The sequence below is a fragment of the Nocardioides agri genome, from assembly GCF_013778305.1.
Classification (GTDB): Bacteria; Actinomycetota; Actinomycetes; order Propionibacteriales; family Nocardioidaceae; genus Nocardioides; species Nocardioides agri.
In genome coordinates, this window is record NZ_JACEIC010000002.1 from 2,952,941 (window position 1) to 2,967,448 (window position 14,508).

The window sequence follows — 14,508 nt, forward strand, 5'->3', positions numbered from 1 at the left end:
CGTGGCCGAGCCGAACGCCATCGAGATCCCGGTGATCGAGATGGTTCGACCCATGCCGGGGTTCCCCGAGCACCGCCGGTTCGCGCTCGTGCAGCTCGACGCGACCAGCGACCTGTGCAGCCTGACCTCCCTGGACGAGCGCGGACTGCGTTTCCTCGTGGTCCCGCCGGCCGGCTTCTTCCCGGACTACGCACCCGAGGTCGACGACGACGTCGTCGCCGACCTCGGCATCGAGGACGCCTCCGACGTGCTGATCCTGGTCGTGCTCAACACCGGCAGCTCGCTCGCCGAGACCACTGCCAACCTGGCCGCCCCGATCCTGGTCAACCCCGGTTCGCGGCGGGCCGGCCAGGTGATCCTGGACGAGCCCGGTCTCCCGGTGGCGGCGCGCCTCCTGGGGTGATCCGCACCTCCGTCGCGGCGCAACTCGGTCGCTGATCGAGGCAGATCCGGCGTCTCCGGCTACGGTGGACACATGCTGGTTCTCAGTCGTCGGGCGGGCGAGAGCATCGTTCTGGGCGAAGACATCACCGTCACGGTCCTCGAGGTCCGCGGCGACGTGGTGCGGATCGGCATCGACGCGCCCCGGTCGCTCAAGGTGCACCGGGCCGAGCTGCTCGCCCAGCTCGAGGAGTCCAACCGCCAGGCGGCGTCCCCGAGCGACGACCTCGTCGCCCAGCTCTCCCAGGCTCTCAAGACCGACGGCGACTGAGCCTCCCCAGCGACCTCGGGCGGTCTCCGACGTTCGGCCGGTCACATTTTGGTTGCTGCCGACAACTATCGGAATATAGTTGCCAACTGCAACCTTCTAGTGGACATGAATCGAGCCTCCGTGAGCAGCGTCGACGCCGAACCCCCCGTGACCGCCACGAGTCCGGCCGCGCCGGGCTCCGACCAGGACGACTTCCCGATGACCCATCGGCAGGTCATGGAGGCCCTGAGCGGGCTGCTCCTCGCGATGTTCGTCGCGATGCTGTCGAGCACCGTGGTCTCCAACGCGCTGCCCCGGATCGTCTCCGACCTGCACGGCAGCCAGACCGGCTACACCTGGGTCGTCGTCGCGACGATGCTCGCGATGACCGCGACCACCCCGATCTGGGGCAAGCTCGCCGACCTGGTCAACAAGAAGCTGCTGGTGCAGCTGGCGCTGGTCATCTACATCGTCGGCTCGCTGGTCGCCTCGATCGCGCCGTCGATGGAGGTGCTGATCGGCGCCCGCGTCGTGCAGGGCCTCGGCGTCGGCGGCCTGACCGCGCTCGTCCAGGTGATCCTCGCGACGATGGTCTCTCCGCGCGAGCGCGGCCGCTACTCGGGCTACCTCGGCGCGGTCTTCGCGCTCGCCACGGTCAGCGGCCCGCTCATCGGCGGGCTGATCGTGGACTCCGCACTCGGCTGGCGGGGCTGCTTCTTCGTGGGCCTGCCGTTCGCGGTCGCTGCCTTCTTCGTCCTCCAGAAGACCCTGCACCTGCCGGTCGTCAAGCGCCCGGTGCGCATCGACTACCTCGGCGCGACCCTGATCGTCGCCGGCGTCTCGATCCTGCTGATCTGGGTCAGCCTCGCCGGCAACCAGTTCGCGTGGGGCTCGGCCACCAGCGCCGCGCTGGTGATCGGCGGGCTGCTGGTCCTGGCGGCCGCCGTGTACGTCGAGGCGCGGGTCGCCGCGGACCCGATCATCCCGCTCCGCCTCTTCCGCGACCGCACCGTCACGCTCGCGACGATCGCCTCCGTGCTGATCGGTGTCGCGATGTTCGGCTCCACGGTCTACCTCAGCCAGTACTTCCAGGTCGCTCGCGGGATGAGCCCGACCGAGGCCGGCCTGATGTCGATCGCCATGGTCGGCGGCCTCTTCGTCTCGAGCCTGACCTCGGGGCGGATCATCACCCGCACCGGCCTGTGGAAGCGCTGGCTGGTCGGCGGCATGGCCTTCGTGGTCGTCGGCCTGCTGCTGCTCGGCACCATCGACGAGAAGACCCCGCTGGTGCAGGTCGGTGCCTTCATGCTGGTCCTCGGTCTCGGCCTGGGCGCCACCATGCAGAACCTGGTGCTCGCGGTGCAGAACAACGTGACGATGTCCGACATGGGCGCGGCGAGCTCCGTGGTCGCGTTCTTCCGCACGATGGGCGGCTCGATCGGCATCTCGGCGCTGGGCGCCCTGCTCAGCCACCAGGTGGCGGTCAAGGTGACCGACGGCCTGCACGGCCTCGGCATCGCGACCACCAGCCACGAGAGCCACTCGGTCCCGGACCTGGCGACGCTGCCGGGGCCGGTCCAGGCGGTCTTCCAGCACGCCTTCGGCGAGTCCTTCGGCCACATCTTCCTCGTCGCGGCGCCGTTCGCGATGCTCGCGCTGGTCTGCGTCGCGCTGATCAAGGAGGTGCCGCTGCGCACCTCGAACCTCGAGCCGAACGCCGAGGCCTCGCCTGAGGTGGCCGCTGAGCTGCACCATGGTCTCGTGGAGGAGAGCAAGCGATGACGGCGGCCTCCGCGGCGCGCGTCGACCGGGCCGAGCTGCTGGTCGACCTCGAGCGCGAGGTGGGCGTGATGGTGCGGCGGCTCCGGCGCGTGCTCGGCGAGCGTGCGCGGGCGGTCCACCCGGACCTGCAGACCTCGACCTACCTGCTGCTCACGTGGGTGGACAAGCACGGCCCGGTGCGGGCCTCGGCGGTCGCGGAGTCCCTCGGCATCGACAAGGGTGCGATCAGCCGTCAGGTCCAGCACCTGCTGGAGCTCGGCCTGCTCGACCGCACCCCCGACCCCGACGACGGCCGCGCCACGCTGCTCTCCGCCAACGACGAGGCCAAGGCGCGGCTCGTCGAGGTCAGCCACGCGAGCCGGCTCTGGCTCGACGGCAAGCTCGGCGACCTCCCGGACGCCGAGGTCGCCGACTTCGTCCGGCTGCTCGGCCGCTACAACGCCGCGCTCGACGCCTAGCCCAGCCAGACCGCGGTGTCGGCCGGCAGCGTGCCGTCGACCGGACCGCTGGCGATGAGCACCCTGCCCTCGGGGAGGGGCACCGGCGTCGCGCCGCAGTTGAGCACCGCGGTCACCGGTCCACGCCGGAAGGCCACGACGTCGGCCCCGAGGTCGAGGACCTCGACGTCGTCACCCGCGGTCGCCGCGAACGTACGGCGTACGGCGAGCGCCGCCCGGTAGAACTCCAGCGTCGAGGAGTCGTCGCCGGTCTCGGCCTCGACCGTGATCGGCGCCCAGTCGGCGGGCTGCGGCAGCCACGGCTGCCCGGTGCCCGGTCCGAAGCCGTACGGCGCGGCCGTGCCGCTCCACGGGATCGGCACCCGGCAGCCGTCGCGGCCGCCCTCGCCGGTGCGGATGAAGAACGGGTCCTGGCGGTCCTCGTCGGCGACGTCGACCTCCGGCAGCCCGAGCTCCTCGCCCTGGTAGAGGTACGCCGAGCCCGGCAGCGCCAGCATCGTGAGCGTCGCTGCCTTGGCGCGGGCCAGGCCCACGGCGCCGCCGCCATAGCGCGTCACGTGCCGGACGACGTCGTGGTTGCTGAGCACCCAGGTGGGCGAGCCGCCGACCAGGCCGACCGCGTCCATGGTGCCGGTGATGACCGCGGCGAACTCCTCCGCCGACCACCCGGCGAGCAGCCAGGCGAAGTTGAAGGCCTGGCTGAACTCGCCGGGGCGGATGTAGGCGGCCATCGACTCCGGGGTCTGGGTCCACGCCTCGGCGACGAACATCCGGTCGCCGTCGTACTTGGCGAGCACCTCGTGCCAGCGGCGGTAGACGTCGTGGACCTCCGGCTGGTCCCACATCGGCTCGTCGCGCACGGTGCGCTCGACCATCGGGACGTCGGCGGCGTCGCGCGCGTCGCTGCTCGCGGTCTTGCCCGCCTCGACCACCTGGTCGCGCAGGCTCTCCTCCTTGAAGAGGCCGTGCGCGACGTCGACGCGGAACCCGTCGACCCCGCGGTCGAGCCAGAAGCGCAGCACCTCGACGAACATGTCGCCGACCTCGGGGTTGCGCCAGTTGAGGTCGGGCTGGCTGCTGTCGAACAGGTGCAGGTAGTACTGCCCGTCGGGCGCCTGCGTCCACGCGGGGCCGCCGAACACCGACATCCAGTTGTTGGGCAGCGACCCGTCGGGCTTGGCGTCGCGGAAGATGTAGCGGTCCCGCTCCGGGCTGCCCGGGCCGGCGGCCAGCGCCGCCTGGAACCACTCGTGCTCGCTCGAGGTGTGGTTGGGCACCAGGTCGACGATCACCTTGAGGCCCAGCTCGTGCGCCCGCGCGATGAGCGCGTCGGCGTCGTCGAGCGAGCCGAAGAGGGGGTCGATGTCGCAGTAGTCGGCGACGTCGTAGCCGTGGTCGGCCTGCGGCGAGGTGTAGAACGGCGAGATCCAGATCGCGTCGACGCCGAGGTCGGCGAGGTAGGGGAGCCGCGAGGTGATGCCGGGCAGGTCCCCGACGCCGTCGCCGTTCCCGTCGGCGAAGCTGCGAGGGTAGACCTGGTAGGTCACGGCGTGGCGCCACCACTCCTGGGGGGACATTTGATCGTTCAAACCCATGCTTTCCATCTTAAAGGGCTCAGCTGAAGGCCGCGGGATCGACCGCGATCCAGAGGTGCTCCGCGCTCCCGAGCAGGCGGCCGTCGGCATCGTAGAGAGCCGAGGCGGTGAACGTCTTGCGCCCCTCCGTACGCCGCCCGAGCCCGACGACCACGTGCTCGGCCCCCACCTCGGGGAGGAGGTCGACCCGCGCCGTCATCCGGGCGAGGACCATCAGCCGCTCCTCGAGGTCGCCGGCCCAGCCGCCGACACAGTCCAGCGCCGCCCAGGTGGTCGCGGCCAGCGTCTCGGCCACCGACGCGTCCGGCGTCCACGTCGCCGCCACCCGCGCGCCACCCTCCTGGTCGGCCACCCGGCCCGGGAAGATCCGCAGCCCGTCGTCGCGGCCGGTGCCGCACGAGAAGCAGGTGGGGAACGGGTGCGACTCGAGGCCGGCGTAGGACGCCTGCGCGCCGCGGGCCTCCTCCACGGGCACCCACGCGACCACGGCGAGGTCGCCGGGGAAGGGCTCGGCCCTCAGCACCGGCCGGCCGTCCTGGCTCGCGACCACGCCGTCGCCCTCCGCGCCCACGGTCATCGGGGCGTCGAGCGGCGGCGGCGCCAGCAGGGAGACCGCGACGGCCGGGCCGTCGACGTACGCCGCGAGCGCGCCGGCGCTCCAGCCGCCGTTGCCCGACGAGGGAGGGCCGCAGAAGCGGCGGGGGACGGTCAGGTCAGGCAGGGGCACGGCCCGACGCTCGCACGTCGGGCGCGCTCAGGTCCACCCGGCGCGGGCCCGCCGCGCGCCCCAGAGGCTGAGCCCGGCGACGAGGAGCAGCAGCGCGACGTTGTGGCCGTACTTCTCCTGGCTGCTCACCTCGCCGATCGGCGTGGTCAGGAAGGCCCAGCCGCCGGCAGCGACCACGGCGCCGCCCGCGAGCGCCAGCACGTGCCGCTGGCCCCAGTCGCCGCGCCGCGACCAGCGGCGCACCACGAGGACGACCCCGACGGCGAGCAGCGCGACGAGCACGGTGCCGGCCGGGGTCGGGGGGAGCGCGACCCAGCCGGTCATCGCCACGACTGCCAGGGCGAGGACCAGCAACGGGCGCGGCACCCGGCCGGGCACGATCGGCGCCGGCCGCGAGCCGACCCGGAACGCCGCCACCACCAGTCCGACGGCCGCCAGGGCCGAGGCGAGCAGCTGTCCCCAGGTCGCGGTCGCCTCGCCGGTGTCGTGGGCGTCCACCAGCACCAGCGCCGACGCCGCCGCGTAGAGCAGCGCGAGCACCCACAGCGCCACCGGCCCGAGCCACGGCTCGCGCCGGTGCCGCGGCGTCAGCGTCTCGACCAGGGCGATCGGCGCGCCGACGCTCAGGATCACGTGGCCGCCGACGAACGTCAGCGCGAGGTAGGCGCTCAGCCCGATCGGCGCGAGGTAGGTCGGCTCGGACATGTCGTCCCAGTATGGGATGTCGCGGTAGTCGGTGCTCCACATCGACTGGTCGACGATCCCCGCCTGCACGACGCCGAAGGCCGCCGCCATCAGCAGGATCCCCGGCCAGCCGAGGCCGTGCCGCCGGGCCGCCTCGCGGATCAGCAGCGCCGGCGCGCCGTACAACGGGGAGAAGACGAGCAGGTTGCCGACCAGCGTGCCGGGGTGGCCGGTGCTGTCGTCGTAGCCCCAGAGGTACTCCGCGCACACCGGCGCCAGCACGAGGAGGCCGAGGGCCGGCAGCCAGGCGGTGCGCACCCCGCCGACGCTAGGGAGCGTCGCGCCGGGCCGGAAGCGACCTGGGTAGCGGACCGGGGGCGACCAAAGTCAGCGGATCTCCTCCCACCGGGCGAGCGCCTCGCGCCGCTCCGCGGCGTGGTCGACGACCGGCGCCGGGTAGCCGGACCGCTCCCGGTCGTCGGGGCTCGGGTCGTGCGGGTCGGTCACCTCCGCGAGCTCCGGCACCCAGCGCCGCACGTACGTGCCGTCGGGATCGAACTTGCGACCCTGGGAGGTCGGGTTGAAGACCCGGAAGTACGGCGCGGCTTCGGCGCCACTCCCCGCCGCCCACTGCCAGTTCTGCTGGTTGGACGCGAGGTCGCCGTCGACCAGCCAGTGCAGGAAGTGCCGGGCGCCGTGCTGCCACTCGACGTGCAGGTCCTTGACCAGGAAGCTCGCCACCACCATCCGCACCCGGTTGTGCATCCAGCCGGTCGCCCGCAGCTGCCGCATCCCCGCGTCGACGACCGGGAAGCCGGTGCGGCCCGCCCGCCACGCGTCGTACGCCGCGCCCGGCTCGTCGTACCGCATCCCGGCGAAGGCGGGCCTGAGGTAGGCGCGCGCGGTCTCCGGCCGGGCGTGCAGGACGTCGGCGAAGAAGTCGCGCCACGCGAGCTCGCGGCGGTAGGCGGCTGCCCCGGCGCTACGCAGCGGGGCCAGGTCGGCCAGCATCGTGCGCGGGTGGATCTCGCCCCATTTCAGGTGCACCGACATGCGTGAGGTGGTGTCGAGGTCGGGCCGGTCCCGCTCGTCGTCGTAGTCGGCCACCCGGTCGAGGAACTCCTGCCACCGCGCGTGCGCCGCCTCCTCGCCGGCCTCGGGGAGCGTCATCCCGGCGGGTGGCTCGACGTCGGGGAGCGCCGCGGACCGGTCGGGCCGCAGCCACTCGACGTCGGCCGGGTCGCCCGCCGGCGCGCGCCAGCCGTGGTCGGCCCAGGCGCGGTGGTAGGGGGTGAAGACCTGGTACGCCGTGCCCCCGCCGGTGCGCAGCCGGCCGGGCGCGACGGCGTACGGCGAGCCGGTGCGCACCAGCGCGATGCCGGCCTCGCCGAGCGCCCGCTCGACCGCGGCGTCGCGCCGGGCGCCGTGCGGCCCGAAGTCCGCGGCGACGTGCACGCGCTCGGCGCCGACGGCGCGCGCGGCCTCCACGACCCTGCGCACCGGATCGCCCTCGAGCAGGGTCAGGCCGCCCACGGCGGCGTCGAGGGAGCGGAGCGAAGCGGTGAGGTAGCAGCGCCGGGCCGGCCCGGCCGGGCGCCACAGGGCCGGGTCGAGCACGAACAGCGGCAGCACCGGCCCGTCGGCGGCCGCCGCGAGCAGGGCGGGGTTGTCCGAGAGGCGCAGGTCACGGCGGAACCAGGCGACGGAGGGAGGCATCTCCGCCAGCCTGCCAGGTGCATGGTGCGATGAGACACAATGTGCGCGTGAGCGACCTCATCGACACCACCGAGATGTACCTCCGGACCATCTACGAGCTGGTGGAGGAGGGCATCGTCCCGCTGCGGGCGCGGATCGCCGAGCGGCTGCACCAGAGCGGTCCCACGGTGTCCCAGACGGTCGCCCGCATGGAGCGCGACGGCCTGCTCACGGTGGAGGGCGACCGTCACCTGGAGCTGACCGACGAGGGCCTGCGGCTGGCGACCCGGGTGATGCGCAAGCACCGCCTCGCGGAGCGGCTGCTCACCGACGTCATCGGCCTCGAGTGGGAGCTCGTGCACGAGGAGGCATGCCGCTGGGAGCACGTCATGTCGGAGACCGTCGAGCGGCGGCTGCTCAAGCTGCTCGACCACCCGACCGAGTCGCCCTACGGCAACCCCATCCCGGGTCTCGACGAGCTCGGCGAGCACGACGCGCCGGAGAGCTTCATGGAGGGCCTGGAGCCGCTGTCGCAGGCCGCCGGGCCGGGGGAGGGGCGGGTCCTGGTGCGCCGCATCTCGGAGGAGATGCAGAAGGACGAGCTGCTGATGAGCGCGATGCGCCGCGTCGGCGCGCTCCCGGACAAGACGGTGACCGTGCTGCTCACCGAGGCCGGCGTGCTGGTCGGGTCGGGCGGGGAGACGGCCGAGATCGCCCCCGAGGCCGCCGACCACATCTTCGTGCGGCGCCTCTGACGCGCTGCGACGTACGCCGACGCACGACTTGTGACTTTCTTGTCACTTTTTTTGGACGATCCTTGTCCGCCTTCGCGTTTGATCCCTCACCCTTCTGGGTAGAGTCGCGCACGGCGTCGTGGGTTCACTGCGCCTTTGGGGGGCTGCCATTCTGAGAACGGCAGCGGGGGAAGGTCATCATGGAGATCATCGAGCTCGATGCGTCGGTCGAGGTGCGCGGCGATCGCGTGCTCGTCGTCGGGCACTCGCTCACGCAGCTGAGCCGCGGCCTCGAGCCGCGGGAGCAGGTCGTGCTCCGCACCGCCGACGCCGACCACTACGCGGCGCAGGTGCGGACGATCGAGTTCGAGCTCGAGGACACGATCTACACCTTCGACGTCGGCCCGCGGCTGCCCGAGAACCTCGCGCTGGAGCGGGTCAACGGCCTCGACGCCGAGGTGCACGACCTCTCGCTGCACGAGCTGGTCGACCTGCTCGGCGAGCTGCGCAACCACGCCTCCTGAGCGTCCTCAACCCGCCAGCGCGGTCAGGAACTCGCTGCAGCCGGCGTGCACGCGGTACGACGCGAGCTCGTCGCCGCGGGTGCTGCCCCGGTTGACGATCACCACCGGCGTCCCCGCCCGCGCCGCCCGGCGCACGAACCGCAGGCCCGACATCACCGTCAGGCTGGAGCCGGCCACCAGCAGCGCGCCGTCCCGCTCGGTGAGCGCCTCCACCGCGGCATAGCAGCGGGCGACCCGCTCCGCCGGGACGTTCTCGCCGAAGAAGACGACGTCCGGCTTCAGCACCCCGCCGCACCCCGCGCAGTCGGGGACGACGAACTCCGCGGTGTCCTCGAGCTCGACGTCGCCGTCGGGGCGCACCGGCGCCGCGGCGTGCCGCTCGGCGTACCCGGGGTTCAGCTCGGCGAGCCGCTCCTGCAGCGCCGCCCGGTCGGACGTCTCGCGGCAGCCGAGGCAGACGACCTCGGCGATCCGGCCGTGCAGCGCCACCAGGCGCGGGGTGCCGGCCCGCTCGTGGAGGCCGTCGACGTTCTGGGTGATGACCAGGTCGGCGCCCAGCCGGGCGACCGCGCGGTGGCCGTCGTTGGGCTCCGCGCCGCCCATCCGGCCCCAGCCCAGGTGGCTGCGGGCCCAGTAGCGCTGCTGCGCCGCCGGGCCGGACACGAACTCCTGGTAGGTCATCGGCGTCCGGGCCGGAGCGCTGGGGCCGCGGTAGTCGGGGATGCCGGAGTCGGTGGACAGCCCGGCCCCGGTGAGCACCACGAGCGGCCGGTCCCGCAGCAGCGTCAGGGCCTCGACGTACCCCCCGCTGGGCGGCGCCAGCGTCACCGGGCGTACCTGAGCTCCGCCCGGGCCCGCGCCTTGGCCGCCTCGACCTCGCGGTTCTTCGGCGGCGCGGTGGTCACGAGGTCCTCGAGCAGGTGCTGGGTGATGTGCGCGATCTCGGCGACCGCCTGGTCGAAGGCGGCCTGGTTGGCCTGCGACGGCTTCGTGGTGCCGCTGACCTTGCGCACGTACTGGAGCGCGGCGGAGGTCACCTCGTCGCGCGTGGCCGGGGGCTCGAAGTTGTTGAGCGGTCGGATGTTGCGGCACATGCTCCGAGCGTACGTCGACCCGCGGCCGCGTGGGACGGCCTGGCAGGGTGGGGCCATGGCTGCCGCACGCGAGCTCGACCTGGTCCTCTTCGGCGCGACCGGCTTCACCGGCGCGCTGACCGCCGACTACCTCGCCCGGCACGCCCCGGCCGGCCTGCGCTGGGCGCTGGCCGGTCGCAGCCAGGCCAAGCTCGAGGCGCTGCGCGAGCGGCTCGGCGTCGACGTGCCGCTGCTGACCGCCGACGCCACCGACCCGGCCTCGCTGGCCGACGTGGCGCGCCGCACCCGGCTCGTCATCACCACGGTCGGCCCCTACATCGACTACGGCGAGCCGCTGGTCGCCGCGTGCGCCGAGGCCGGCACGGACTACGTCGACCTGACCGGCGAGCCCGAGTTCGTGGACCGGATGTACCTCGCCCACCACGCCGCGGCGGAGCGCAGCGGCGCGCGGATCGTGCACGCCTGCGGCTTCGACTCCGTGCCGTACGACCTCGGTGTGCTGCACGCGGTGCAGGAGCTGCAGGCGGGCGGCCCGGTGACCGTGCGCGGCGTGGTGCGGGCCGGCGCGCAGTTCTCGGGCGGGACGTTCCACTCGGCGATGACCGCCTTCTCGCGTGCCCGACAGCACAAGTCCGTCAGTGCCGAGCGCCGGCGGGTCGAGCCTCGCCCCGAGGGTCGCCGGGCCCGGGCGGTCCCCGGGAAGCCGCACCGCGACCCGCTGCTCGGCTACTGGCTGATGCCGCTGCCGACGATCGACCCGATCGTGGTCGCCCGCAGCGGGGCCGCGCTCGCGTCGTACGGACCGGACTTCCGCTACTCCCACTACGCCGGCACCAAGACGCTGCGGTACGCCGCGGGCGGCGCCGCCGCGGCGGGGGCCATGGTGCTGGCCGCCCAGGTCCCGCCCCTGCGGCGCCTCGCGCTCGGCCGGATCCGACCTGGTGACGGCCCGAGCGAGGCGCGCCGCGCGCGGTCGTGGTTCACCGTCGACGTGGTCGCCGAGGGCGACGGGCGCACCGTGCACACCCGCGTCTCCGGCGGCGACCCCGGCTACGACGAGACCGCCAAGATGCTCGCCGAGTCGGCCCTGTGCCTGCTGCTCGACGACAACCCGCCGACGGCCGGCCAGGTCACGACCGCGCAGGCCATGGGGACGGCGCTGCTCGCGCGGCTCCAGGCGGCCGGGATCGGGTTCGAGGTCCTCTCCGGGCCGCTCGCCCGAATCGGGTGACGCGACCCTCACCCCGCCGTGCTTGTCTGGGATCCATGAGCGAGGCCAGTGCAAGCCCCGTCACGACCGCGAGGACGGGAAACAAGAGCGTTCGCGTGATCGGGATCATCATCGCCGTGCTCGGCGTGATCTTCCTCGTCGCGGGAGTCGTCACCTACACGATCGTCTCCCAGACGCTCGCCGACCAGAAGATCACGGTCTCCGACGACGCCGACCGGTTCGCCGGCAAGGACGTCAAGGGCCCGTTCACGGCGTACGCCCAGGCGGACATCATCAACCAGCACGCCACCGAGATCGCCGGCGGCAAGACCTACGCCGAGCTGCCGCAGGACGACCCCAACCGGGCGACCGTCATGAACGCGTCGTTCCTCCAGGCCAGCCTCTTCACGTCAGTCGTCGCCTTCGGCGTCGCCGCGTTCGTCGCGGTGATGGGCGTCATCCTCATGCTGCTCGGCTGGGCCCTGATCAAGGTCGCCAAGCCGGTGTAAGTTTCCCGCGTTCCTCCCGCAGAGGCTGAAACGTGCGGGAGGATCGCGCCATGTCTGAGGTCGTCGGCGTCGTGGGTGGGGGCATCGTCGGGCTCGCCGTGGCGCGCGAGGTGCTGCGCCGCCGTCCGGGGACCCAGGTGGTCGTGCTCGAGCGCGAGGACCGGCTGGCCGCGCACCAGACCGGCCACAACTCCGGCGTCGTCCACGCCGGCCTCTACTACAAGCCGGGCAGCCTGAAGGCCGAGCTCTGCGCCCGCGGTCGAGCGCTGGTGCGCGACTACTGCGCGGAGCACGGGCTGGCCTACGACGAGTGCGGCAAGCTCGTCGTCGCGGTCGACCGCGACGAGCTGGGCCGGTTCGACGCCCTCGAGCGGACCGCTCGCGCCAACGGCGTGCCGGGCCTGCGCCGCCTCGACGGCCGCCAGATCGCCGAGGTCGAGCCGCACGCGACCGGACTGGCCGCCCTGCACTCGCCGCACACGGCGATCACCGACTTCCCCGCGATCGCCCGCTCGTTCGGCGCCGAGGTGGAGGCCGCAGGCGGCCGGGTGCTGCTGTCGGCCGAGGTGACCGGCGTACGCCGTCGGGCCGGGCGGATCGACGTCGTCGCCGGCGACGAGGCGCACACCGTGGACCGGCTGGTGGTCTGCGGTGGGCTGGAGTCCGACCGGCTCGGCCAGCTCGTCGGCGGCCCGGCGGCGCCGCGGATCGTGCCGTTCCGCGGGGAGTACCTCCGGGTCGCCCCCGCGAAGCAGGAGCACGTGCGCGGGATGGTCTACCCGGTGCCCGACCCGCGCTACCCCTTCCTCGGCGTGCACTTCACCCGCCTCGTCGACGGCGGGCTCGAGGTGGGGCCCAACGCGTTCCTCGCCCTGAGCCGGCGCCGCTACGGACGCGGCTCGGTCGGTGCCCGCGACGTCGCGAGCACGCTGGGCTGGCCCGGGTTCTGGCGGTTCGCCGGCCGGCACTGGCGCACCGGGATCGACGAGCTGCGCGGCGTCCTCTCGACCCGCTCCTACCTCCGGGTGGCGCAGCGCTACGTGCCCGACATCGGCCCCGCCGACGTACGCCGCGCGCGCCTCGGCCTGCGCGCCCAGGCGGTCGAGCGGGACGGCACGCTCGTCGACGACTTCGTCATCCACCACGAGGACGGCATCACCAGCGTCCGCAACGCGCCCTCGCCGGCGGCGACCTCGAGCATGGCGATCGCGGAGCACGTGGTGGACCGGGTCTGGTAGCGGTGCCCCAGGCCAGAGTCGAACTGGCGACCTTTCGCTTAGGAGGCGGCTGCTCTATCCACTGAGCTACTGGGGCGGCGGGTCGGATGCTATCCCGGCTGCGCCCCGGGACGACATACGGGCGGTGTGTCCGCCTGCTCGGGGCGCATGACGTCCGGCGGCCGGAGGGCGCGGTTTTGGTCCGACCGGTGCGTCACAGGGACAATTCAGAATCGGCCCGTACTCTCGCCCGTGGCCGTTTGCCCCCAGTCACCTGAACGAGGTCTGTGATCCATGTCTGACGCCGCACTCGACGGTACCCCGTCCGAGTCCGGCGACCCGACCCCGGGGGGACCGAAGCGGCGGGCGAAGCCCAAGCGCCGGCACACGGTCGGCAAGGTCCTGCTCGCCACGCTCGTCGTGCTCGCGATCGCGACCGGCCTCAGCGTCGTCTACCTCTACCGCCACCTCAACGGCAACCTCGAGGTGCTCGACCCGACCGACCAGCTCTCCAACCGTCCCAGCAAGCTCGTGGAGGGGCCGAAGGGCCCGCTCAACATCCTGGTGATGGGCTCGGACTCGCGCGACGGCGCGGGCAACAACATCGACGGCCTCACCGGCGGCGGGGAGCGGTCGGACACCACGATGCTGCTGCACCTCTCGGCCGACCGGGAGCGCGCCTACGGCGTGAGCATCCCGCGCGACCTGCTCGTCGACCGCCCCGAGTGCACCTCCGAGGACGGCGACCCGATCCCGGGCGGCTCCCAGGTGATGTGGAACGAGGCGTTCGCCCTCGGCGGCCCGGCGTGCACGATCCAGCAGTTCGAGCAGCTCACCGACATCCGCCTCGACCACTTCGTGGTGGTCGACTTCGAGGGCTTCCGCGGCATGGTGGACGCGATCGGCGGCGTCGAGATGTGCATCCCCGAGGACATCGACGACCCGTCGCACGGCATCCACATCCCGGCCGGCACCCGCAAGCTCAAGGGCGCCACCGCGCTCAACTACGTGCGTGAGCGGTACGTCGTGGGCGACGGCTCCGACGTCGGCCGGATGAAGCGGCAGCAGGCGTTCATCGCCTCGATGGCCCACCAGGTCGTCACGGCCGGCACGCTCGCCCGGCCCGACCGGCTGATCCGCTTCCTCGACTCGGCGACGAAGTCGCTGACCGTCGACCCCGGCCTCAAGAACCTCGTGAAGATCGCCGGCCTCGGCGGCCAGGTCAAGGGCATCGGCCTCGACAACATCCAGTTCATCACCATCCCGATCATGACCGCGCCCAGCGACCCCAACCGGCTCGCCTGGAAGCAGCCGGAGGCCGACCAGGTCTGGGACCGGCTGCGCCAGGACCAGCCGCTGACCAAGCGGCTGAGCTCGGGTGTGATCAGCGCCGGCAACATCCCCGGCAAGACCGAGGAGCCGGCGCCGTCCGCGACCCCCAGCGCGACCCCGTCCGAGACCCCGTCCGAGACCCCGTCCGAGGCGCCGACGCCGACCCAGACGCCGTCCCAGACGCCGTCGACCAGCACGCCGAGCACGACGCCCGAGGACGAGCAAGCGCTGGCGAACGCCGGCCTCTGCGTGTGAC

16 protein-coding genes and 1 tRNA gene are annotated in these 14,508 nt (G+C 73.0%); 10 read left to right on the forward strand and 7 right to left on the reverse strand.

The features are described from left to right. Position 1: 1 nt before the first annotated feature. The 4 genes from fliW (at position 2) to HZF07_RS18885 (ending at position 2,931) form a co-directional block, all read left to right on the forward strand. Positions 2–403 (forward strand): flagellar assembly protein FliW, encoded by a 402-nt coding sequence (gene fliW / locus HZF07_RS18870; protein WP_309504847.1) that lies wholly within the window; start codon positions 2–4, stop codon positions 401–403. Between the two features lie 72 nt (positions 404–475). After that, positions 476–712 (forward strand): carbon storage regulator CsrA, encoded by a 237-nt coding sequence (gene csrA / locus HZF07_RS18875; protein WP_157343784.1) that lies wholly within the window; start codon positions 476–478, stop codon positions 710–712. Positions 713–832: 120 nt separating this feature from the next. Next, complete coding sequence (locus HZF07_RS18880) at positions 833–2,473, forward strand: MDR family MFS transporter (RefSeq protein ID WP_309504848.1); 1,641 nt, start codon at positions 833–835, stop codon at positions 2,471–2,473. After that, positions 2,470–2,931 (forward strand): MarR family winged helix-turn-helix transcriptional regulator, encoded by a 462-nt coding sequence (locus HZF07_RS18885; protein WP_157343785.1) that lies wholly within the window; start codon positions 2,470–2,472, stop codon positions 2,929–2,931. Before HZF07_RS18880 ends, HZF07_RS18885 begins: the two co-directional genes overlap by 4 nt. Here HZF07_RS18885 and HZF07_RS18890 read toward each other — a convergent pair. From HZF07_RS18890 to HZF07_RS18905, 4 genes are all read right to left on the reverse strand, one after another. Then, positions 2,928–4,508 carry a glycoside hydrolase family 13 protein gene (locus tag HZF07_RS18890; RefSeq protein ID WP_232523074.1) on the reverse strand — a complete coding sequence of 527 codons (1,581 nt, stop codon included), beginning with the start codon at positions 4,506–4,508 and terminating at the stop codon, positions 2,928–2,930. The genes HZF07_RS18885 and HZF07_RS18890 overlap by 4 nt on opposite strands. 37 nt (positions 4,509–4,545) lie before the next feature. Beyond that, complete coding sequence (locus HZF07_RS18895; RefSeq protein ID WP_198346428.1) at positions 4,546–5,253, reverse strand: hypothetical protein; 708 nt, start codon at positions 5,251–5,253, stop codon at positions 4,546–4,548. Positions 5,254–5,280: 27 nt separating this feature from the next. Beyond that, positions 5,281–6,255, reverse strand: a complete 975-nt coding sequence (locus HZF07_RS18900; protein WP_157343789.1) for a hypothetical protein — start codon at positions 6,253–6,255, stop codon at positions 5,281–5,283. Between the two features lie 69 nt (positions 6,256–6,324). Beyond that, complete coding sequence (locus tag HZF07_RS18905; protein ID WP_157343790.1) at positions 6,325–7,653, reverse strand: cryptochrome/photolyase family protein; 1,329 nt, start codon at positions 7,651–7,653, stop codon at positions 6,325–6,327. A 47-nt stretch (positions 7,654–7,700) separates the two neighbouring features. Between HZF07_RS18905 and HZF07_RS18910 the strand changes: the two genes are divergently transcribed. Further along, positions 7,701–8,387, forward strand: coding sequence for a metal-dependent transcriptional regulator (locus tag HZF07_RS18910; protein WP_181645379.1), 687 nt, complete (start codon positions 7,701–7,703; stop codon positions 8,385–8,387). A 179-nt stretch (positions 8,388–8,566) separates the two neighbouring features. Then, positions 8,567–8,890, forward strand: coding sequence for a hypothetical protein (locus HZF07_RS18915; RefSeq protein ID WP_157343794.1), 324 nt, complete (start codon positions 8,567–8,569; stop codon positions 8,888–8,890). A gap of 6 nt (positions 8,891–8,896) precedes the next feature. Here HZF07_RS18915 and HZF07_RS18920 read toward each other — a convergent pair whose 3' ends face one another. Together HZF07_RS18920 and HZF07_RS18925 are read right to left on the reverse strand one after the other, a co-directional pair. Next, positions 8,897–9,718 carry a Sir2 family NAD-dependent protein deacetylase gene (locus HZF07_RS18920; RefSeq protein WP_181645380.1) on the reverse strand — a complete coding sequence of 274 codons (822 nt, stop codon included), beginning with the start codon at positions 9,716–9,718 and terminating at the stop codon, positions 8,897–8,899. Continuing rightward, positions 9,715–9,984 carry a DUF2277 domain-containing protein gene (locus HZF07_RS18925; protein WP_157343796.1) on the reverse strand — a complete coding sequence of 90 codons (270 nt, stop codon included), beginning with the start codon at positions 9,982–9,984 and terminating at the stop codon, positions 9,715–9,717. The genes HZF07_RS18920 and HZF07_RS18925 overlap by 4 nt, the downstream gene beginning before the upstream one ends. 55 nt (positions 9,985–10,039) lie before the next feature. Here HZF07_RS18925 and HZF07_RS18930 point away from each other — a divergent pair, with 55 nt between their 5' ends. The 3 genes from HZF07_RS18930 to lhgO all read left to right on the forward strand — a co-directional run bounded on the left by HZF07_RS18930 (position 10,040) and on the right by lhgO (position 12,941). Then, positions 10,040–11,215 carry a saccharopine dehydrogenase family protein gene (locus HZF07_RS18930; RefSeq protein ID WP_157343798.1) on the forward strand — a complete coding sequence of 392 codons (1,176 nt, stop codon included), beginning with the start codon at positions 10,040–10,042 and terminating at the stop codon, positions 11,213–11,215. A 95-nt stretch (positions 11,216–11,310) separates the two neighbouring features. Beyond that, positions 11,311–11,703 carry an aromatic ring-opening dioxygenase LigA gene (locus tag HZF07_RS18935; protein ID WP_198346429.1) on the forward strand — a complete coding sequence of 131 codons (393 nt, stop codon included), beginning with the start codon at positions 11,311–11,313 and terminating at the stop codon, positions 11,701–11,703. Positions 11,704–11,753: 50 nt separating this feature from the next. Then, the gene (lhgO, locus tag HZF07_RS18940; protein WP_157343801.1) at positions 11,754–12,941 is read left to right on the forward strand and encodes an L-2-hydroxyglutarate oxidase; all 1,188 of its coding nucleotides are present in this window, start codon (positions 11,754–11,756) and stop codon (positions 12,939–12,941) included. A 3-nt stretch (positions 12,942–12,944) separates the two neighbouring features. Here the strand turns inward: lhgO and HZF07_RS18945 are convergent. Further along, positions 12,945–13,017 (reverse strand) — tRNA-Arg (locus HZF07_RS18945). Between the two features lie 197 nt (positions 13,018–13,214). Between HZF07_RS18945 and HZF07_RS18950 the strand changes: the two genes are divergently transcribed. After that, positions 13,215–14,507 carry an LCP family protein gene (locus HZF07_RS18950; RefSeq protein ID WP_157343803.1) on the forward strand — a complete coding sequence of 431 codons (1,293 nt, stop codon included), beginning with the start codon at positions 13,215–13,217 and terminating at the stop codon, positions 14,505–14,507. The last annotated feature ends 1 nt before the right edge of the window (position 14,508 follow it).

Excerpts from the sequence above, each read along its gene's own strand:
- HZF07_RS18885 (WP_157343785.1), top strand. The coding sequence starts at position 2,470 with ATGACGGCGGCCTCCGCGGCGCGCGTCGACCGGGCCGAGCTGCTGGTC.
- HZF07_RS18925 (WP_157343796.1), bottom strand. The coding sequence starts at position 9,984 with ATGTGCCGCAACATCCGACCGCTCAACAACTTCGAGCCCCCGGCCACG.
- HZF07_RS18905 (WP_157343790.1), bottom strand. The coding sequence starts at position 7,653 with ATGCCTCCCTCCGTCGCCTGGTTCCGCCGTGACCTGCGCCTCTCGGAC.
- HZF07_RS18950 (WP_157343803.1), top strand. The coding sequence starts at position 13,215 with ATGTCTGACGCCGCACTCGACGGTACCCCGTCCGAGTCCGGCGACCCG.
- HZF07_RS18915 (WP_157343794.1), top strand. The coding sequence starts at position 8,567 with ATGGAGATCATCGAGCTCGATGCGTCGGTCGAGGTGCGCGGCGATCGC.
- HZF07_RS18930 (WP_157343798.1), top strand. The coding sequence starts at position 10,040 with ATGGCTGCCGCACGCGAGCTCGACCTGGTCCTCTTCGGCGCGACCGGC.
- lhgO (WP_157343801.1), top strand. The coding sequence starts at position 11,754 with ATGTCTGAGGTCGTCGGCGTCGTGGGTGGGGGCATCGTCGGGCTCGCC.
- HZF07_RS18890 (WP_232523074.1), bottom strand. The coding sequence starts at position 4,508 with ATGTCCCCCCAGGAGTGGTGGCGCCACGCCGTGACCTACCAGGTCTAC.
- csrA (WP_157343784.1), top strand. The coding sequence starts at position 476 with ATGCTGGTTCTCAGTCGTCGGGCGGGCGAGAGCATCGTTCTGGGCGAA.